A 15,433-nucleotide genomic window follows, 5' to 3' on the forward strand; every position below is an offset into this window, starting at 1 on the left:
GTTGTGGGGCGGGCGGTGCGGGGTGATGATGCCGCCATGGAACGGATCTCGTGGATCTCACCGTGCGCCGCCTGAACAGGCGTGCGGTGACGGGCGCCCTGGCGCTGCTGCTGTTCGCCGCGGGCGTGCCCGCGGTGGTGGACTGGACGACCGGCCGTCCGCACGCGGACCCCGGGTGCCAGACGGTGGCCTTCATGTCGATGACGGGCGTGGCGCCCGAATGCCGCTGACCGGCGGCCCGGGCCGACCTGCGGCCCGCGCTTGCGCCCGGCCGCTGACCGGCGGCCCGGGCTGACGCCCGGGTCCCGGTAGCGGCGGCTACCGGACCGTGGGCGGTCACCGGGCTTACCGGTGGTCGGCCACCCAGGCGTCCGTCTCGTCCCGAGCGACCGTGTCGACGGCCCGGGGCAGCAGCCCGCCGTTGAAGTGGATCTCCTGCAGTTCCGCCACGGCCTTCGCGGAGCCCTCGTGGAGTCCGAGGTCGAACCCGGGCTTGCTGCGGGCCGTCCACTGGTGCACCTGGTCGTCACAGACGGCGTCACCCGCCCCGATGCCGAGGCGGACGTCGTCCTGGACGAGGGTCGCCTTGATCTGAATCGCTCCCCCGGGTGACGCCTGCCGGCAGTGGTAGGTGCCGGAAAGAGTGACCGCGCCGTCCGCGCCGATGTGGACGCGCGACTTCACGGAAATGCCCTGATCGAAGACGGTGGCCTGCGCGGGGGCGGTGAATACCGCCGTGGCGGCCAGCGCCGAGAGTGCTGTCAGGGCCATGCGGGGGGCGTGAATGCGCACTGTTCCTCCGGGTCGGTCACGGGTGACGGGAATCCGCCGGAACGCATTGTGCTGGCATATGGAGGGCAATGCGTTCCGTGTGCTCGTGTCGGTGTGTGCAATTGCCCGCTCGGGCGCGTGAGACTGGCCGGAATACATCCCCGAAGATCCCCGAAGGGATCCCGCATGCGTCGCTCCGCTTCCGCTTCCGCTTCCGCACTCACCGCCGCAGCCCTCCTCCCGCTCCTGCTGTTCGGTGCCACGGCCTGTTCCGGCGCCCCCGAGGGGGCCGCCGTCGCCCCCGCCGCGGTGCCCGCCGTACCGGTGGACGACGGTGCTCCGGGCGCCGGGGACGATCCCGGAGCCGACCGGGAGGGGGCGGTCCGGGCGGCTTCGAAGGATGCCCATGTGGGTGACTCCGTACGGGTCAGGGGCCGGGAGGTCGGCCGTCACCTGCAGGTGGTGCTGAACGCCTACGTCGACCCCGCGGTCTCCGTGGAGAAGAACTTCGCCCCGGCGGCCGGCAAGCGCTGGGTGGCCGCCTCGATGTCGTTCGTCAACGTCGGCGGCGCCTCGTACGGGGCCCTCGGGCGCATGTGGGCGCTCGACGGCGCGGGGAAGCGCCACGCGGTGGTGCCCACCGGGGAGCTCACGACCGGCAAACCGCTCGTCTTCGATTCCCTCGCGGTCGGTGAGCGGGCTGAAGGATGGGTGGTGTTCGAAATTCCGGAAAACACGCGCATCGTGCGGCTGCAGTACCAGGACGCGAACATGCAGGCGAATTCCGGAGGTGGATTCTGGGCCGTCTAGCCCGGCCGGGTGAAACGCCGTCAAAGGGCCGGGGGCCGGACCACTAAGGTGCGGCGCATGACTTCTACCCAAGCCGAAATCGACCGCTCCAAGCTCGGCACCCTTTCGGTGCTCGCGTGGATCGGCGACCCCGAAGAGGCCCACGACATTCCCTACCTCCTCGCCTACATCCTCGGGGACGGCCCCGACGGACCGGAGGCGAGCGAGGCGGCGGCCCGCGGGCTGCTGGAGGAGATCGGCCTGCCCATCGGCGACGTGGTGATGGACGGCGTCCGCAACCCGGCCGGCTTCCCGGTGCAGATCCTCCTGGAGGGCAACCAGATCGCCCTGACCCTGCCGGGCATGAACGCGAAGTGCATCGCCCCGCCGGAGTGGGTCAAGGCGGCGGACGACAGCGGCCAGGCGTACTTCCTCTTCGCCACGCGCGCCTGGCCCGAGGCGGCCCCCGGCCTGCCCGTCGCGCCGGAGACGCTGCAGGCGTTCGCGGGCGACGAGTCGGTGCTCACCGGCAGCGCCCACGCCGTCCTCGCGGTACGCCGCCTGCAGCGGTAGGCGTACGCGATCAGCGGCCCCCGCTCCGGCCGCCGGGCCCCCAGCCCGCCCGGTGGCCGGTCCGTGTTTTCCGGGGTGCCGACGGGATCCCTAATGGCGGCCGAAGTCCCTTGGTATGCGGCGGGGTTGGCCCCGGGGGAGGATCGGTGTCCTGACCAGCAGGATTGATCTTCACCTGGTGTGCCTCTAGTTTGTGAGCCATGACATCCCCTCACGTGAAGCGGGCGTTCAAGTACCGCTTCAACCCGACGGATGCGCAGGCGGCCGAGCTGTCGCGCACCTTCGGGTGTGTGCGGAAGGTCTACAACCTGGCGCTCCGGGCCCGCACGGAGGCATGGGCACGTCAGGAGCGGGTCAACTACAACGCCACTTCCGCGATGCTGGCCGGATGGAAGAAGACCAAGGAGCTGTCCTACCTGTCCGAGGTCTCTTCGGTTCCGTTGCAGCAGACGCTTCGGCACTTGCAGGTCGCCTACACCAACTTCTTCGCGAAGCGGTCCCAGTACCCGCGCTTTAAGTCGCGGAAGAAGTCCCGCAAGTCCGCCGAGCCCACGGCCTCCGCATTCCGGTTCCGGGACGGGCGCCTTACTCTCGCCAAGATGGCGGAGCCGCTGGACATCGTGTGGTCGCGTCCGCTGCCAGAGGGTGTCACGCCGTCCACGGTGACCGTGTCGCAGGACGCGGCCGGACGCTGGTTCGTGTCGATGCTGTGCGACGACCCGACCGTCCAGCCGCTGCCCGCGCTGGAAACCGCCGTTGGCATCGACGCCGGTATCAGCGCACTGCTGACCCTGTCGACCGGGGAGAAGGTCACGAACCCGAAGTTCGGACAAGCCGACCGGGCCCGTCTCGCGAAGGCACACAAGACTCTCGCCCGTAAGGCCAGGGGCGACGGCGCCAACTGGCGCAAGGCCCGCGTCCGGGCCGCGAAGGTGTACGCGCGGATCGCCGACCGGCGCCGTGACCACCTGCACAAACTGACCACCCGACCCGTGCGTGAGAACCAAACGCTCGTGATCGAGGACCTGACCGTGCGCAACATGGTCAAGAACCACAGCCTCGCCCGCGCCATCTCCGACGCGGCGTGCGCGAGATGCGCATGATGCTGGAGTACAAGGCGGCCTGGTACGGGTGGAACCTGGTCGTTGTCGACCGCTGGTTCCCCTCCTCCAAGTTGTGCTCCGCCTGCGGCACCATCGCATCGAAGATGCCCCTGAACGTCCGCACGTGGACGTGCGACTGCGGGGCGGCCCACGACCGCGACGTGAACGCGGCGAAGAACATTCTGGCGGCCGGGCTGGCCGTGTCAGTCTGTGGAGCCGGTGTAAGACCTCAACGGAATCATCCGGGCGGGCAGTCGGCGACGAAGCAGAAACCCCCACGGCGCGAGCCGTAGGAATCCCCTCCCTTGAGGGAGGGGAGGATGTCAAGGTTCAATTCCGTGCGAGAGAGACGCAGCCCGTGTTCCCCGGCAGATTCGAGTAGCGCGCATGGTCGAGCCCGTGGGACCCGCAGATCCCCGAAGCATCGGCCCGTACCGGCTGGAGGGCCGGCTGGGCATGCGGCTCTTCGGGCGCGCGGGCCGCCGCCTGGTCCCGAACCCGGCCGGCCGCAGGATGCTCGTCGCCGCGCGCCACGTCCTCGGCGAACTGGAGTCGGCCACCCGCGACCTGCGGGACATCCGTGACGGCAGGGACCGCGCCCCGCTCCGCCCCAGCACACGCCCGAGGACACCTCCGCGATGACGACGACCCTCCCCGCCGAAGCGACCCTCCCCGCCGCGGCGCTGCTTCCCGCCGAAGCGGTGCTTCCCGGTGAAACGATGCTCCTCGACGACACGGCCCGCCTGCGCGCGGCAGCCGCGTTCGTGCAGGAACACGACAGCGCCACCCTGCTGCCCCTCCTGCTGCCCGGCCTGCGCGGACCGGAACTGGAGTCGGTGGCCGCGCACTGCCGGTTCGCCCACGCCGGGCTGCTGATCTTCCCCTCCGATCCGCAGGATCTGCGTACCCGGTTCGCCGACTGCGGGCTCGCCACCGACACCCCGGCACAGCCCAGCGTCGTCGTACGGGCGCGGCTCGCCCGGCGCCACCACCGCGACGCGGCCGAGCTCGACGTCCGGATCCTGCGCCCGCGCGTCCACGGCCCGGCCGGGGAGCGCCGCGTGGTGGAGGTGTTCACGCTTGCGGTGCCCGCCCGCTCGGACCTGGAACCGATCGCCGCGCACGAACGCGCCCGCGGCCACGAGGCCCACCTGGCCTTCGAACTGAAGCATCAGGACCCGCTGTTGCTGCGCGGCCTGTGCGCGGTGCTCACCCGTCACGGCGCCCGCCCCGACGGCGGCGGGTACAACCCGCACGAGGACGGCACCGTCCTGTACTTCACCACCCCCGCGGACGCGGCGTGCGGTTACCGGCGACTCGAGCTCTACGTGCCCGGCGCCCACCATGACGCCCTCGCCGCCCATCTCGACGGTCACCCGGGCACGGACACCAGCCGCTCCGCCGAAGCGCTCCTCCGGCTCCTCACCGGAGCGTGGACCACCCAGGCCCTCGCCGCGTTCGCACGCCTGCGCCTGCCCGAGGCCATGGAAACCGGCGCCGCCACCGGCATCCGGGAACTCGCCCGGCGCACCGGGACCCACCCCGACAGCCTCGCCACGCTCCTGCGCTACCTCACGATGCTCGACGTCGTGGCCGAGCACCCCGAGGGGCAGGAAGGCTTCCGCCTCACCCCCCTCGGCGGCCTGCTGCGCGCGGACTCCCCGGACACGATGCGCCCACTGGCCCTGATGTACGGGGGCGCCTTCTACCGCTCGTTCGCCGCCCTCGACCACACCGTGCGGACCGGTCAGCCGGCCTTCGACGAGCTCTTCGGCGAGAACCACTTCGACCACTTCGCCCGCGACCCCGAACTCGCAGACCTCTTCGACCGTTCCATGGCGGCGAGTTCACGCATGTTCCAGCCGCTGCCCGCCCACCCGGTGATCACGGCCGCGGCCCAGGCGCCCGCCACCCGGACCGTCGTCGACGTGGCCGGCGGAACCGGGGAACTCCTCGGCCGCATCCTGACCGCGCACCCCACGCTGCGCGGCCGGCTCCTGGAGCGCCCCCACGCCGTCGAAGCCGCCCGCCGCTCGCTCGACGCCACGGGCTGCGGCGCCCGCTGCGACTACCACAGCGGAGACTTCGCCGACGTGCCCCACGGCGGCGACGTCTACGTCCTCTCCCGCGTCCTGCACGACTGGGACGACGACCGGTGCCGGGAGATCCTGCGCCACTGCGCCCGCGCGATGCCGGCCCACGCCGACCTGCTGATCGTCGAACGGCTCCTGCCCACCGACGGTTCCCCCTCACTGGCCACGGCCTGGGACCTCCACATGATGTGCAACGTGGGCGGCCGCGAACGCAGTGCCGAGCACTACGCCCGGCTGCTCGCCGACGCCGGACTGGAACTGCTCGACCGCAGCCCGCTGCCCCTGGAGACGTACGTCCTGCATGCGCGAAAGGCGCCCGCGGGACCCATGGCCGCACCGTGAACGCCGTCGCCGCTGTCGCTGTCGCTGTCGCCGCCGGCCCCGGGGGGACGGCGGCGACGGGTGATCCCTCACCCGCGGCACGCGGGAAGGGTGGGAGGAGCCGTCAGCGGACGGCCGCGGCGAGGGCGGCGGCGTCCGAGTCGTAGGGGGCGAAGGCGATGTTGTTCTTGCAGCCGAGTTCCTCGAAGGTGCTGACCTTGGTCTCCGGATCGGTGTAGGTCAGCCGGAACTTGCAGGCGCCCTTGATGTAGCGGCCCTTGACCCCGCCGGGGAAGTCGATCTCCTTGTTCCAGAGGTAGGGCGAGTTGTAGTCGTTGAGGCGGGCCGTCGCGTTGACGTCGATGCCGCCGGGCGCGTAGATCTCGTAGACCCAGCCGGTCTTGGCACTGCCGTAGGTGGCGAACTTCTGGGCGACCCACTTCTCACAACTGGTGCTGAGGTGCGCGCTGTTCTGCCCGCCGCCCTTGACGATGTACTCGGCGAGCGGGGTCACCTCATCGCCCCGGGGCGTGAAGCCGGTCTCGAAGATCTCCTCGACCGTTTCGCGGGTGTCGCCGCGCCACAGGGTGTTCACATCCGTACGCCACTGCCACCGCTCCGCCGCCGAGGCGGAGGCCACGGGTCGGGCGAGCGACGGGTTGGTCGTCGTGCGCCACCAGTCCCAGGCCCGGTATTCGACCGTCGGGCCACACGGTGTCGTCAGCTCGTCCGCGGCGGCGGCAGCCGTGACGGCAGCCGGCGCGGAGGCCGTGGCGGCTGCCGTGGCGGAGGCCGGCGCGGAGGCCGGGGAGACGGCCGCGGCGGCCGGGGCGATGGCGGCGGCGGAGAGGACGGAGAGCGCGGCGAATACCCGCAGGGCGGACTGCATCGTGGTGACGACCCATCAGTAGACCAATGTGACCGGCCCCTTTATAAGGGCGGGTGCCGCCTTCTGCCGGGCGTGGTGCGAAGGGTCCACCCAAGTGGGTGGATCAGTCGTACTGGGGAAAGGAATCGGCTGGTCCGAGGCCGCGCGCCGGAACACCCCCGGGACCCGCGCGTGTTGACCGGACATGATGATCAGCGAAGCCGCCAGAGTCAGCGGCGTCAGCGCCAGAGCGCTGCGGTACTACGAGGAAGAGGGGCTGATCGCCCCCGACCGCGGCCACAACGGCTACCGGCGCTACTGCCGGGCCACCATCGACCGCATCCGCGTCGTCCGCTTCCTGGTCGAGTCCGGACTGCCCATGCGGCTGATCAAGGAGGTCATGCCCCACCTGCCGGTCGATGCCGTCCCGGAGGTGGTGTGCCCCGAGTTCCTGGCGGACGTACGGGGGTACCGCGACCGGCTGGCGGAACGGATAGCGGGGCTGACCGCCCAGCAGTCGGCGCTGGACGCCTTCCTGGGAGCCGCCGCGGCCGACGGGTGAGACGGGCTTGACCTTGACACCTGCGTGAGGCTTCTACGGTCGGGTTCATGAACACCGACACGCAGCAGGTACTGGTCCAGAACTCGGACCGGGGACCGGAAGACCTTGCCCTCGCGACCGCACCCGTCCCGGTCCCGGGGCCGGGCGAGTACCTGATCCGGGTGGGCGCGGCGGGAGTCAACTTCGCGGACGTCATGCAAAGTCGCGGGACGTACGAGGGAGGGCCGAAGGCGCCGTACGCGGCGGGGTTCGAGGCCGCCGGCGAGATCGTCGCCGCGGGCCCCGGCATCGACGGCCCGCTCGCCGTCGGCACCCACGTCGTCGGTGCGGGCCCCGGCGCCTTCGCCCGGTACATGACGATGCCCGCCGCCGCGGTGATCCCCGTTCCCACCGGCTGGAGCGACGCCGAATCCCTCGGCCTCGTCCTGAACTGGGCCACCGCCCTCGCCGCGCTGAGGCCGCTCGGCGAGATCAAGGCCGGCCAGACCGTACTGGTTCACGCCGCCGGCGGAGGCGTCGGCCAGGCCGCGGTCCGCCTCGCGGACCACTACGGCGCCCACGTCATCGCCACCGCCTCCCAGGCCAAGCACCACACCGTAAAAGAGCTCGGCGCCCACGAAGTCCTCGACTCCGCCCGCCCCGACCTGGCCGAAGAAGTCCTGCGCCTGACCGGAGGCGTCGACATCGTCCTGGAATCGGTCGGCCGGACCACCTTCCCCGCCAGCCTGGCGGTCACCCGACCCGTCACCGGGCGCATCATCGTCTTCGGCGCCGCCTCCGGCCACGCCACCGTGTCCACCCACGACCTGCTCTTCACCCACCGGGTCCAGATCAAGGGCCTGCACATCTTCGCCCTCGCCGCCGCGGCCCCCGCCGTCTTCGCCGACCTGCTCACCGAGCTGGAAGCCCTGATCGCCGACGGCGTGTACCCGCCCGGCACCCCCCAGATCCACCCCCTCGCCCAGGGGGCGACCGTGCTGCGCCGGCTCGAAGCCCGCGAGACCCAGGGCAAGCACGCTCTCGACCCATGGCGTTGAATGCCGGTGCCCGGCCGGGGGAGCCCCGCATCGACCGTCGCGGTCTTCACCGGCCCGGACGGGCGATGTCGGTGCCGGGGCTTACCGTGCCGGTCATGAGCATGAACGGTCAGTACCTGCGCCTCACCCCCGCCGAACTCGAGCGCGCGCTCCACGATCCGGACTGGGCCTCCCGGTACGCGCACGCCTCGTACGAGAGCGATGACCAGGTCGCCTCCGCCCGCGTGCACGAGACCGACAAGGCGTGGAACGCCCTCGACTTCCTGCTGCAGCGGCGCGGCTTCCCCGTGGACGTGGTCTTCGGAGAGGCCGACATGCCCTGGCCGGAGGGTCACGACTGGGGTTACGGCCCGCCCCGGCTGCTGACCGCCGACCGGGTGCGCGTCGCCGCCGACGCCCTCGATGCCCACGGTCCCGACGTGTTGACGTCCGGTGTCACCCCGGCGGACCTGGCCGGGGCCAACGTCTACCCGCAGACCGTCTGGGACCGGGGCGAGGAGCCGGACTGGATCGCCGCGCACTGGGCCGCTCTCGGCCCCTACCTCCGCGCCGCCGCCGACGAGGGAGACGCCCTCCTGCTCTGGATCTCCTGAACCACGGCGGATGCCCGGCGGCGGTCCCGGACGCTCACGCCGCGGGTTCCGGCTCCGGCGGCCCCCACGGGCTGCGCCACTGCTCGGCGATGACCCGCGCCCGGCGGAAGTGCTCCGCGGCCTCGGTCTCGCGGCCCAGGAGCGCGGCCAGTTCGCCGAGGGTGCGGGCGACCGGGCGGACCGCCACGGTGAACCCGGAGGAGGGCGGCGGGGCATCGCGGTAGGGCAGCAGGGCCGCGTACAGCTCCTCGGCGCCCCGCCGCTCACCGAGCAGCACCAGGGTCATCGCCCGGAAGGTCCCGAAGACCTTGAACAGGTAGTCCGTACGCAGCGGTCCGGCCTGGGCGAGGACCTCCCGGGCCTCCTCCGCCTCCCCGGCCGCGGCCAGCGCGACCGCGAGCAGGTCCGCCGCGGGGGAGCCGAACGCCGCGTACACCTCCCGGGCCCAGGGCAGCTCCTGCGCCAACCGCCCCTGGCTCGCCCGCAGGGTGGCGATCGCGACCACGAGGATCCCCTCGGCATGCGGCGAACCCTGCCGGGCCATCCGCGCGGCCGACTGCCGGTAGCGGCGCTCCGCCTCCTCGACCCGGCCTTCTACGTGGGCCAAGGTCGCCGCCGCGGTCTCCCCGACGGCCAGGGGACCCGGCATGCGCCGGGCCCGCGCGAACTCCGTGCACTGCCCGAGGAGCCGGTGCGCCCCGGCCACATCGCCCTGCGCGCCCAGCGCGGTGGAGCGGATGAACATCCCGTACCACGCGTGGGCCGGCAGGTCGTGCGCGGCGCCGAGCCGCTCGAGCTCCCGCCCCAGCTCGGCCCGCTCCGGCCACTCCCGGTCCGCGTCCAGCTCCTTGACCAGCGTCGTGAGCGCCCCGGCCCGCAGCACCGGATCGCCGAGGCCCTCGGCGAGCGCGAGCGCCTCGCGCGCAGCGGCCCGTACGGCGGGCAGCTTCGCGTCGGACAGCTCGGCGGCGTACGCGCCCAGCAGCCGGCACCGTACGGCGGGTTCGAGGCGGCCGGGCCGCTCCAGCAGGCGTTCGAGGATCTCCACCACCGGCTTGTCGACCGTGCCGTAGGGGCGGGTCTGCCACGGAGTCGGCTCGCTCCACGCCGTGAACGCGCCGATCAGCCGGTCCTCCCGCCCGGCGCCGACCGCGCGGTCGATCGCCGTGCGCCGTGTCTCGCGGGCCGCCATGACCGCCCCCGCCCGCCCCTGCGCCCGTACCAGTCGGCCCAGCAACCCGGCGCGTTCGGCCTCCCGGTCGCCGCCGGCGGCCGCCGGGATCCGATCGGCGCAGGCCACCGCCTCGGCGAGCACCGAGGCGGCCACGTCGTGGGCGTACCGGCTCTCGGCGAGGGCGGCCGCCCGCAGGCAGTGGTCCACGGCTTTCGCCGCGGTGGCGGCGGAGGCCGCGCGTGCGTAGTGGTGGGCCAGCGCGGAGACGTCGCACGAGCCGAGGTGCTCCAGGCTCGCCCCGATCCGCCCGTGCATCCGCGAGGAGCGCAGGTGGCTGAGATCGGTCAGCAGGGTGTCACGCACCAGGGCGTGCGCGAACCGGATCCGCCCGGGATCCGGTTCCACGAGCAGGCCGGCGAGCAGCCCGGCCTCCAAAGCGCCCAGTACGGCGTCCTCATCGGCGTCCGCCGACTCGACCAGGACCTCGACGGCGGACTCCCGCCCCGCGACGGCGGCCAGGCGCAGTACGGAGACCACCGGGTCGGGGAGGCGTCCGAGCCGGCGCCGCAGCACGTCCCGCACGCCCTCGGGCACCTCGGACAGCGCCACCAGCGATCCCTCGCTGCCCAGCAGCCTCGCGCTCTCGCGGACGTAGAAGGGGTTTCCCCCGGTCCGTTCGGTCAGCGCGGCCACCGTCTCCGCGTCCACCTCGCGGGGCCCGCCCACCGCCCGCACCACCTCGGCCACCGACTCCTCGGCCAGCCCGCGCAGGGCCACCCGGGCCGGTGAACGCCGCGCCAGCGCGGCCAGGGTGTCGCCGAGCCGGCCCTCCACCTCGTCCGGGCGGTACGCGCCGACGACCAGCAGCGGTGTCCCCGGGGCCAGGTCGACCGTGCCCGACAGCAGGGCGAGCGTCTCGGCGTCGGCCCAGTGCAGGTCGTCCAGCAGGAGGGCGACGGGCCGGCCGCGCGCCGCCTCCGTGAGCCACTGCCAGACCGCGCGGTGCAGCCGGAACCGCCCCACGGCGACGTCCTCACCGGCGGGCCGCGAAGCGGCGGGCGCGCCCTCGGCGAGGAGCGGCGCGAGCACGGCGGCGGCCCCCGGCGCGGGCGGAGCGGCGGCCGCGACGGTACGCAGCGCCTCGACCCACGCCCAGGCGGGCGGCGCTCCCTCGGCGTCGGTGGTGCGGCCGACGGCGACGAGCCAGCCGTCCGCGCGCAGCCGGTCGCCGAGCCGGTGCAGCAGGGCCGACTTGCCGAGTCCCGCTTCGCCGGTGACCAGGGCGACGGCGGGGCCGGCGGTCAGGGCGCGGTGCGCTGCCGCGGCCAGCCGCCCGATCTCCTCGTCCCGACCGACGAAGAGGTCCATGCCGTCGTCCGGGCCGCCGACCGCCGGTTCGCCGACCGCCGTTCCGTGCGGTGCCGGGCCACCCCGCGGTGGTACGCCGTCCGCCGGGCCACCCCGCGGTGGTACGCCGTCCGCCGGCGCGGCAGGCGCCGACCGCTCGGCCGCCGGCTCCGCGGGTCCTGGCCCTGGCCCGGAGCCGGGACCCGGCCCCTGTCCCGGCAGCCGCGCCGCCACCCCGCCCGGGAGCGCCGCATCCGTGGCCTCCCGCAAGAGGCCGTTGTCCTGGGCCAGGACCGCCTTCTCCAGCTCGACCAGCGCCGGGCCCGGGTCCAGGCCCGCCTCCTCGGCCAGCACCGCCCTCGCCCGGCGCAGCGTCGCGAGCGCGTCGGCCTGCCGCCCGGCGGCCCACAGCGCGAGGGCGTGCAGCCGCCAGGCCTCCTCCCGCAGCGGCTCCTCGCCCGTGAGCAGCGCCGCCTCGGCGACGGCCTCCGCGCCGGCGGGGCCCCCGAGCCCGGTCCGGACGGCGAGTTCGCGGGCGGCCAGCCGGAGTTCGCCGAGCCGCATGATCTCGGAGCGGGTCCACGGCTCGTCGGCGAAGTCCGCGTAGGCCGGGCCCCGCCACAGCGCCAGCGCCTCGCGGAGCAGGCTCCGGGCGGCACCCGGCTCGGTGGTCGCCCGGCGGCGGGCCTCGCCGAGCAGCCGTTCGAACCGCCATGCGTCGACCGCGTCCTCGGGCATCCGCAGCGCGTACCCGGGGGGCGCGCTCACCAGCAGCCGGGCGGGGGTGCGGGGGGCGCGGCCGGGTTCGAGGAGCCGGCGCAGGTTGGAGACGTACGCCTGGAGCGAGGCGACGGCGCGGGCGGGCGCCGCACCCTGCCAGAGTTCCTCGATCATCCGGTCGACCGATACGACCCGGCCACGCTCCGACACCAGCAGCGCCAGGACGGAGCGCTGGCGGTGGCCGCCCAACGGAACCGCCTCGCCGTTCCGTTCGGCCGTACAGGACCCGAGTACGCGTATGTACACCATGACGTGCTCAACCTAAGCCGAACCAGTCAACTTCCGTCTCGATAACGGCACATGTGGGCGGGGAAGTTTCCAAGTCCGGTCCCGCGCCCCTCCAAACGCCTTCCAAGACCCTTCCATGAGCCGACGGCGAGTCTCTTCCCATGAAGAAGACGCGGGAACACACGCCCCGGGGACACACGCCCCGGGGACACACGCTCCGGGCGCGGCCCGACACCCACGAGATGGTGGTGATCCACCGCGGCCTGCGCCGCGAGGCGCGGTTGCTGGTGGAACTGGTCGCCGCCGTGGCGCCCGGCGACACCGCCCGCGCCCGGGTCCTGGCGGACCACTTCCGCGACTACCGGCTCGGGCTCCACCATCACCACCAGGGGGAGGACGAGCACCTGTGGCCGCCGCTGCTGGCCCGCGTCGATCTCGAAGCCGACGTGGTGCTGCGCATGGAGGCCCAGCACGAGCGGGTGGCCGCGACCCTCTCGGCGGCCGTTGACGCCCTGTCGGCCTGGGAGAACGGGGCCCGCGAGACCGGGCGCGACGCGTTCGTGGCGGTACTCGCCGAACACCGGGCGGTCCTGGTCGAGCACCTGGACGACGAAGAGGGCTCGCTCCTGCCGCTCGCCGCGCGGCACCTGTCCGCACACGAGTGGGGCGCGATGGGCGAGCACTTCAGGGCGAGCACGCCCAAGCCCAAGCTGTTGTTCTTCCTCGGCATGGCCCTCGAGGACGCCGACCGGTCCGAACGCGCGTCGATGCTCGCCAAACTGCCGCTCGCGGCACGCCTGCTCTGGTACGCCGTCGGCCGCCCGTCCTACGCCCGCAGGGTGCGGGCCATCCGCCGCGACACCCCGCGCTGACCCGCACCTCCTGCACGCCCCCCGCACGCCCTCGCCCTCCACCTCTCACCCCAGGAGCTTTCCCATGTCCCTCAAGCACTTCACCACCGTCCTGGCTGCCCTCGGAGCCGCGCTCATCCTCTACGTCGGCCTCAGCTACCTGCTCGCGCCGCAGGCCACCGCCTCCGGCTTCGGCATTCCGACCTGGCCGCGGCACGACGGCGCCGCCTTCCTGGCGGTCAAGGGCGTACGGGACATCGCGACCGGCCTGGTCGTCCTGGCACTGCTGCTCACCGGACACCGGCGGGCACTCGGCTGGGCGATGGCGGCGCTCGCCTTCGTTCCCGCCGGCGACATGGTGATCGTCCTGACCAGCGGCGGACCCGCGGGCACGGCGTACGGGGTCCACGGGTTCACGGCCCTGGCCGTAGCCGTCACCGCCGGCCTGCTGCTGCGCGAACGCCCGGCCCCGGCGATCGCCCCCGCTCCGGCCACCCCGCTCGCCTCCACCCTCCCCGCGGCCTGAGGGAGCCGGGACACCGGGGATCCGGGCTCCCGCAACCGCGGTTCTCAGGGTTCTCGGACGACGCGGCCTCCCACCGCGCGACGGGCTAGGACGGCGTGCAGCAGAGCGGGATCCACCTCCGTCAGCCGGGCCACGACCGTGCGGCCGTCCACCGCGTCGATCGGCACCGTGGACGGGACGGCCAGCACGCGGCAGCCCGCCGCCTCGGCGGACGCCAGGCCGGCGGGGCTGTCCTCCACGGCGACACAGGAGTGCGGTTCCACGCCCAGGGCCTTCGCGGCGGCGAGATACGGGTCGGGGTGCGGTTTGGTCCTCGGGGTCTCGCCGTCCGCGACGGTGACGGCGAAACGGTGGGGTCCGAGTCCCGCGAGGACCAGGTCGACGACCGACCGGGGCGATGCGGAGACGAGGCCGAGCGGGATGCCCGCGGCGGCCAGCGCGTCGAGGAGTTCCAGCGCTCCCGGCATGACGCGGGGCCCGAGGGCGACCCGCTCGTGGAAGCCGTCGAGCAGGCGCCGCCCGATCGCCGGCGCCCGCTCGCGGCCGCCGGCGACCCGGTGCAGGTGCTCGGCGGTGTCGGCGACCGAGCGCCCGACGACGGCCGGTACGTCGGCCTCGGTCAGGGTGTGTTCCAGGGAGCGGGCGACGGCCTCGGTCGTCTCCCACCACAGCGGCTCGGTGTCCACCAGAGTGCCGTCCATGTCGAAGAGCACGGCGCGCAGCGCCCGGTCGGAGGCGGCGGGACGGGAAGCCCCCCGTCCGCTACGCCGCCACCGGACTCCCCTGGGGCCTGACCCTCGACGCCAACACCGGCCGCATCACCGGCAAACCCTGGAGCAGCGGCACCGTCCAGATCACCGCCACCGCCACCGCCACCGACAGCACCGGAACCACCGCCGCCACCGCCTTCCCCCTCACCATCAACTGGTTCTGAGACGGGGCGGGGGCGGGCTCGTACGAGCCCGCCCCCACGTCACGCGCCCGACAGCGGATCCAGCTCGCGGCGCCGGCGGCTGATCGAGTCGGGGTCCCAGCCCGGCCTGGGCACGGAGGCCAGCAGCAGCCGTGTGTACGGGTGGTGGGGGTCGGTGAGCAGCTCCGAGACGGGCCGGTGTTCCATCGTCCGGCCGCGGTACATGACGAGCGCCTCGTCGCACACGTAGCGGACGACCGCCAGGTCGTGGCTGACGAAGACCAAGCCGATGCCGGTGTCGCGGCGGATGTCGGAGAGCAGGTTGAGCACCTGCGCCTGCACCGACACGTCCAGGGCGGACACCGCCTCGTCCAGCACCAGGACGGCGGGTTCGACGGCGAGCGCCCGGGCGATCGCGGCGCGCTGGCGCTGTCCGCCCGAGAGCCTGCGGGGCAGCGCGGCCGCCTCGCGGTCGCCGAGCCCGACCTGGGCCAGCAGTTCCTTGACCCGGGCGGCGCGTGCCGTCCGGTCGGACATCCCGTGCAGCTGGAGCACCCCGTCGACCGTCGCCCCGATGCCGATCCGGGAGTCCAGGGAGAGGTAGGGGTCCTGGAAGACGATCTGGACGGCCTTGGCGCGGGCCAGCCGGGCGGCCCGCCCCCGTACGGAGGCGGCGAGCGGCTGCCCCTGGACGAGGATCTCCCCCGCGTCGGGGCGTTCGAGGCCGACCAGCATCCGGGCCGTGGTGGGCTTCCCGGAACCGGACTCCCCCACGATGCCGAGCGCGCCGCCCGGCCGTACGGAGAAGGACAGGTCGTCGACGGCGACGACCTCCGTCCCGCCGGTCCGGTAGATCTTGCGCAGGCCGCTCACCCTGAGGAGGTCCGGGGCGCCGCCGGGCTCA

At 73.6% G+C, this 15,433-nt stretch carries 15 protein-coding genes and 2 pseudogenes; 12 read left to right on the forward strand and 5 right to left on the reverse strand.

The annotated features are described in order from the left end of the window. Positions 1-50: 50 nt before the first annotated feature. Positions 51-230 (forward strand): hypothetical protein, encoded by a 180-nt coding sequence (locus tag DRB96_RS33565; protein ID WP_112451839.1) that lies wholly within the window; start codon positions 51-53, stop codon positions 228-230. 115 nt (positions 231-345) lie between these two features. Here the strand turns inward: DRB96_RS33565 and DRB96_RS33570 are convergent, their stop codons facing one another. After that, a complete protein-coding gene (locus DRB96_RS33570; RefSeq protein WP_112451840.1) occupies positions 346-771 on the reverse strand; it encodes a DUF6299 family protein in 426 nt (141 codons plus the stop codon). 186 nt (positions 772-957) lie between these two features. On the opposite strand from DRB96_RS33570, the gene DRB96_RS46110 reads away from it, so the two are divergent. The 5 genes and pseudogenes from DRB96_RS46110 (at position 958) to DRB96_RS33595 (ending at position 5,671) form a co-directional block, all read left to right on the forward strand. Beyond that, positions 958-1,581, forward strand: a complete 624-nt coding sequence (locus tag DRB96_RS46110) for a DUF4352 domain-containing protein (RefSeq protein WP_112451841.1) — start codon at positions 958-960, stop codon at positions 1,579-1,581. Between the two features lie 57 nt (positions 1,582-1,638). Continuing rightward, positions 1,639-2,133 carry a DUF5949 family protein gene (locus tag DRB96_RS33580; protein WP_112451842.1) on the forward strand — a complete coding sequence of 165 codons (495 nt, stop codon included), beginning with the start codon at positions 1,639-1,641 and terminating at the stop codon, positions 2,131-2,133. A gap of 200 nt (positions 2,134-2,333) precedes the next feature. Beyond that, positions 2,334-3,529, forward strand: a pseudogene (locus tag DRB96_RS33585) (RNA-guided endonuclease TnpB family protein). A gap of 106 nt (positions 3,530-3,635) precedes the next feature. After that, a complete protein-coding gene (locus tag DRB96_RS33590; protein WP_204357875.1) occupies positions 3,636-3,878 on the forward strand; it encodes a LysR family transcriptional regulator in 243 nt (80 codons plus the stop codon). Continuing rightward, positions 3,875-5,671: a methyltransferase gene (locus tag DRB96_RS33595; RefSeq protein ID WP_343234645.1), complete on the forward strand. Its 1,797-nt coding sequence runs from the start codon at positions 3,875-3,877 to the stop codon at positions 5,669-5,671. Before DRB96_RS33590 ends, DRB96_RS33595 begins: the two co-directional genes overlap by 4 nt. Positions 5,672-5,774: 103 nt before the next feature. Here DRB96_RS33595 and DRB96_RS33600 read toward each other — a convergent pair whose 3' ends face one another. Continuing rightward, positions 5,775-6,539, reverse strand: coding sequence for a hypothetical protein (locus DRB96_RS33600; protein ID WP_204357876.1), 765 nt, complete (start codon positions 6,537-6,539; stop codon positions 5,775-5,777). Positions 6,540-6,723: 184 nt separating this feature from the next. Between DRB96_RS33600 and DRB96_RS33605 the strand changes: the two genes are divergently transcribed. The 3 genes from DRB96_RS33605 (at position 6,724) to DRB96_RS33615 (ending at position 8,710) form a co-directional block, all read left to right on the forward strand. Further along, the gene (locus tag DRB96_RS33605; protein ID WP_112451843.1) at positions 6,724-7,080 is read left to right on the forward strand and encodes a MerR family transcriptional regulator; all 357 of its coding nucleotides are present in this window, start codon (positions 6,724-6,726) and stop codon (positions 7,078-7,080) included. A 47-nt stretch (positions 7,081-7,127) separates the two neighbouring features. Next, positions 7,128-8,117 (forward strand): zinc-binding dehydrogenase, encoded by a 990-nt coding sequence (locus tag DRB96_RS33610; RefSeq protein WP_112451844.1) that lies wholly within the window; start codon positions 7,128-7,130, stop codon positions 8,115-8,117. A gap of 95 nt (positions 8,118-8,212) precedes the next feature. After that, a complete protein-coding gene (locus tag DRB96_RS33615; RefSeq protein WP_112454028.1) occupies positions 8,213-8,710 on the forward strand; it encodes a YfbM family protein in 498 nt (165 codons plus the stop codon). A 34-nt stretch (positions 8,711-8,744) separates the two neighbouring features. Here the strand turns inward: DRB96_RS33615 and DRB96_RS33620 are convergent, their stop codons facing one another. Beyond that, a complete protein-coding gene (locus DRB96_RS33620; RefSeq protein ID WP_112451845.1) occupies positions 8,745-12,260 on the reverse strand; it encodes a BTAD domain-containing putative transcriptional regulator in 3,516 nt (1,171 codons plus the stop codon). 140 nt (positions 12,261-12,400) lie between these two features. On the opposite strand from DRB96_RS33620, the gene DRB96_RS33625 reads away from it, so the two are divergent. Further along, positions 12,401-13,111 (forward strand): hemerythrin domain-containing protein, encoded by a 711-nt coding sequence (locus DRB96_RS33625; protein WP_112451846.1) that lies wholly within the window; start codon positions 12,401-12,403, stop codon positions 13,109-13,111. A 64-nt stretch (positions 13,112-13,175) separates the two neighbouring features. Then, positions 13,176-13,616, forward strand: coding sequence for a DUF4267 domain-containing protein (locus DRB96_RS33630; RefSeq protein WP_112451847.1), 441 nt, complete (start codon positions 13,176-13,178; stop codon positions 13,614-13,616). A 44-nt stretch (positions 13,617-13,660) separates the two neighbouring features. Here DRB96_RS33630 and DRB96_RS33635 read toward each other — a convergent pair whose 3' ends face one another. Beyond that, positions 13,661-14,329 carry an HAD family phosphatase gene (locus DRB96_RS33635; RefSeq protein ID WP_275432043.1) on the reverse strand — a complete coding sequence of 223 codons (669 nt, stop codon included), beginning with the start codon at positions 14,327-14,329 and terminating at the stop codon, positions 13,661-13,663. Between the two features lie 56 nt (positions 14,330-14,385). Between DRB96_RS33635 and DRB96_RS33640 the strand changes: the two are divergent. After that, a pseudogene (locus tag DRB96_RS33640) lies at positions 14,386-14,550 on the forward strand (putative Ig domain-containing protein); the annotation flags it as partial. Positions 14,551-14,589: 39 nt separating this feature from the next. On the opposite strand, the gene DRB96_RS33645 reads toward DRB96_RS33640, so the two are convergent. Next, complete coding sequence (locus DRB96_RS33645; protein WP_239517893.1) at positions 14,590-15,402, reverse strand: ATP-binding cassette domain-containing protein; 813 nt, start codon at positions 15,400-15,402, stop codon at positions 14,590-14,592. Positions 15,403-15,433: the final 31 nt, after the last annotated feature.

This window comes from Streptomyces sp. ICC1, from assembly GCF_003287935.1.
GTDB lineage: Bacteria > Actinomycetota > Actinomycetes > Streptomycetales > Streptomycetaceae > Streptomyces > Streptomyces tritrimontium.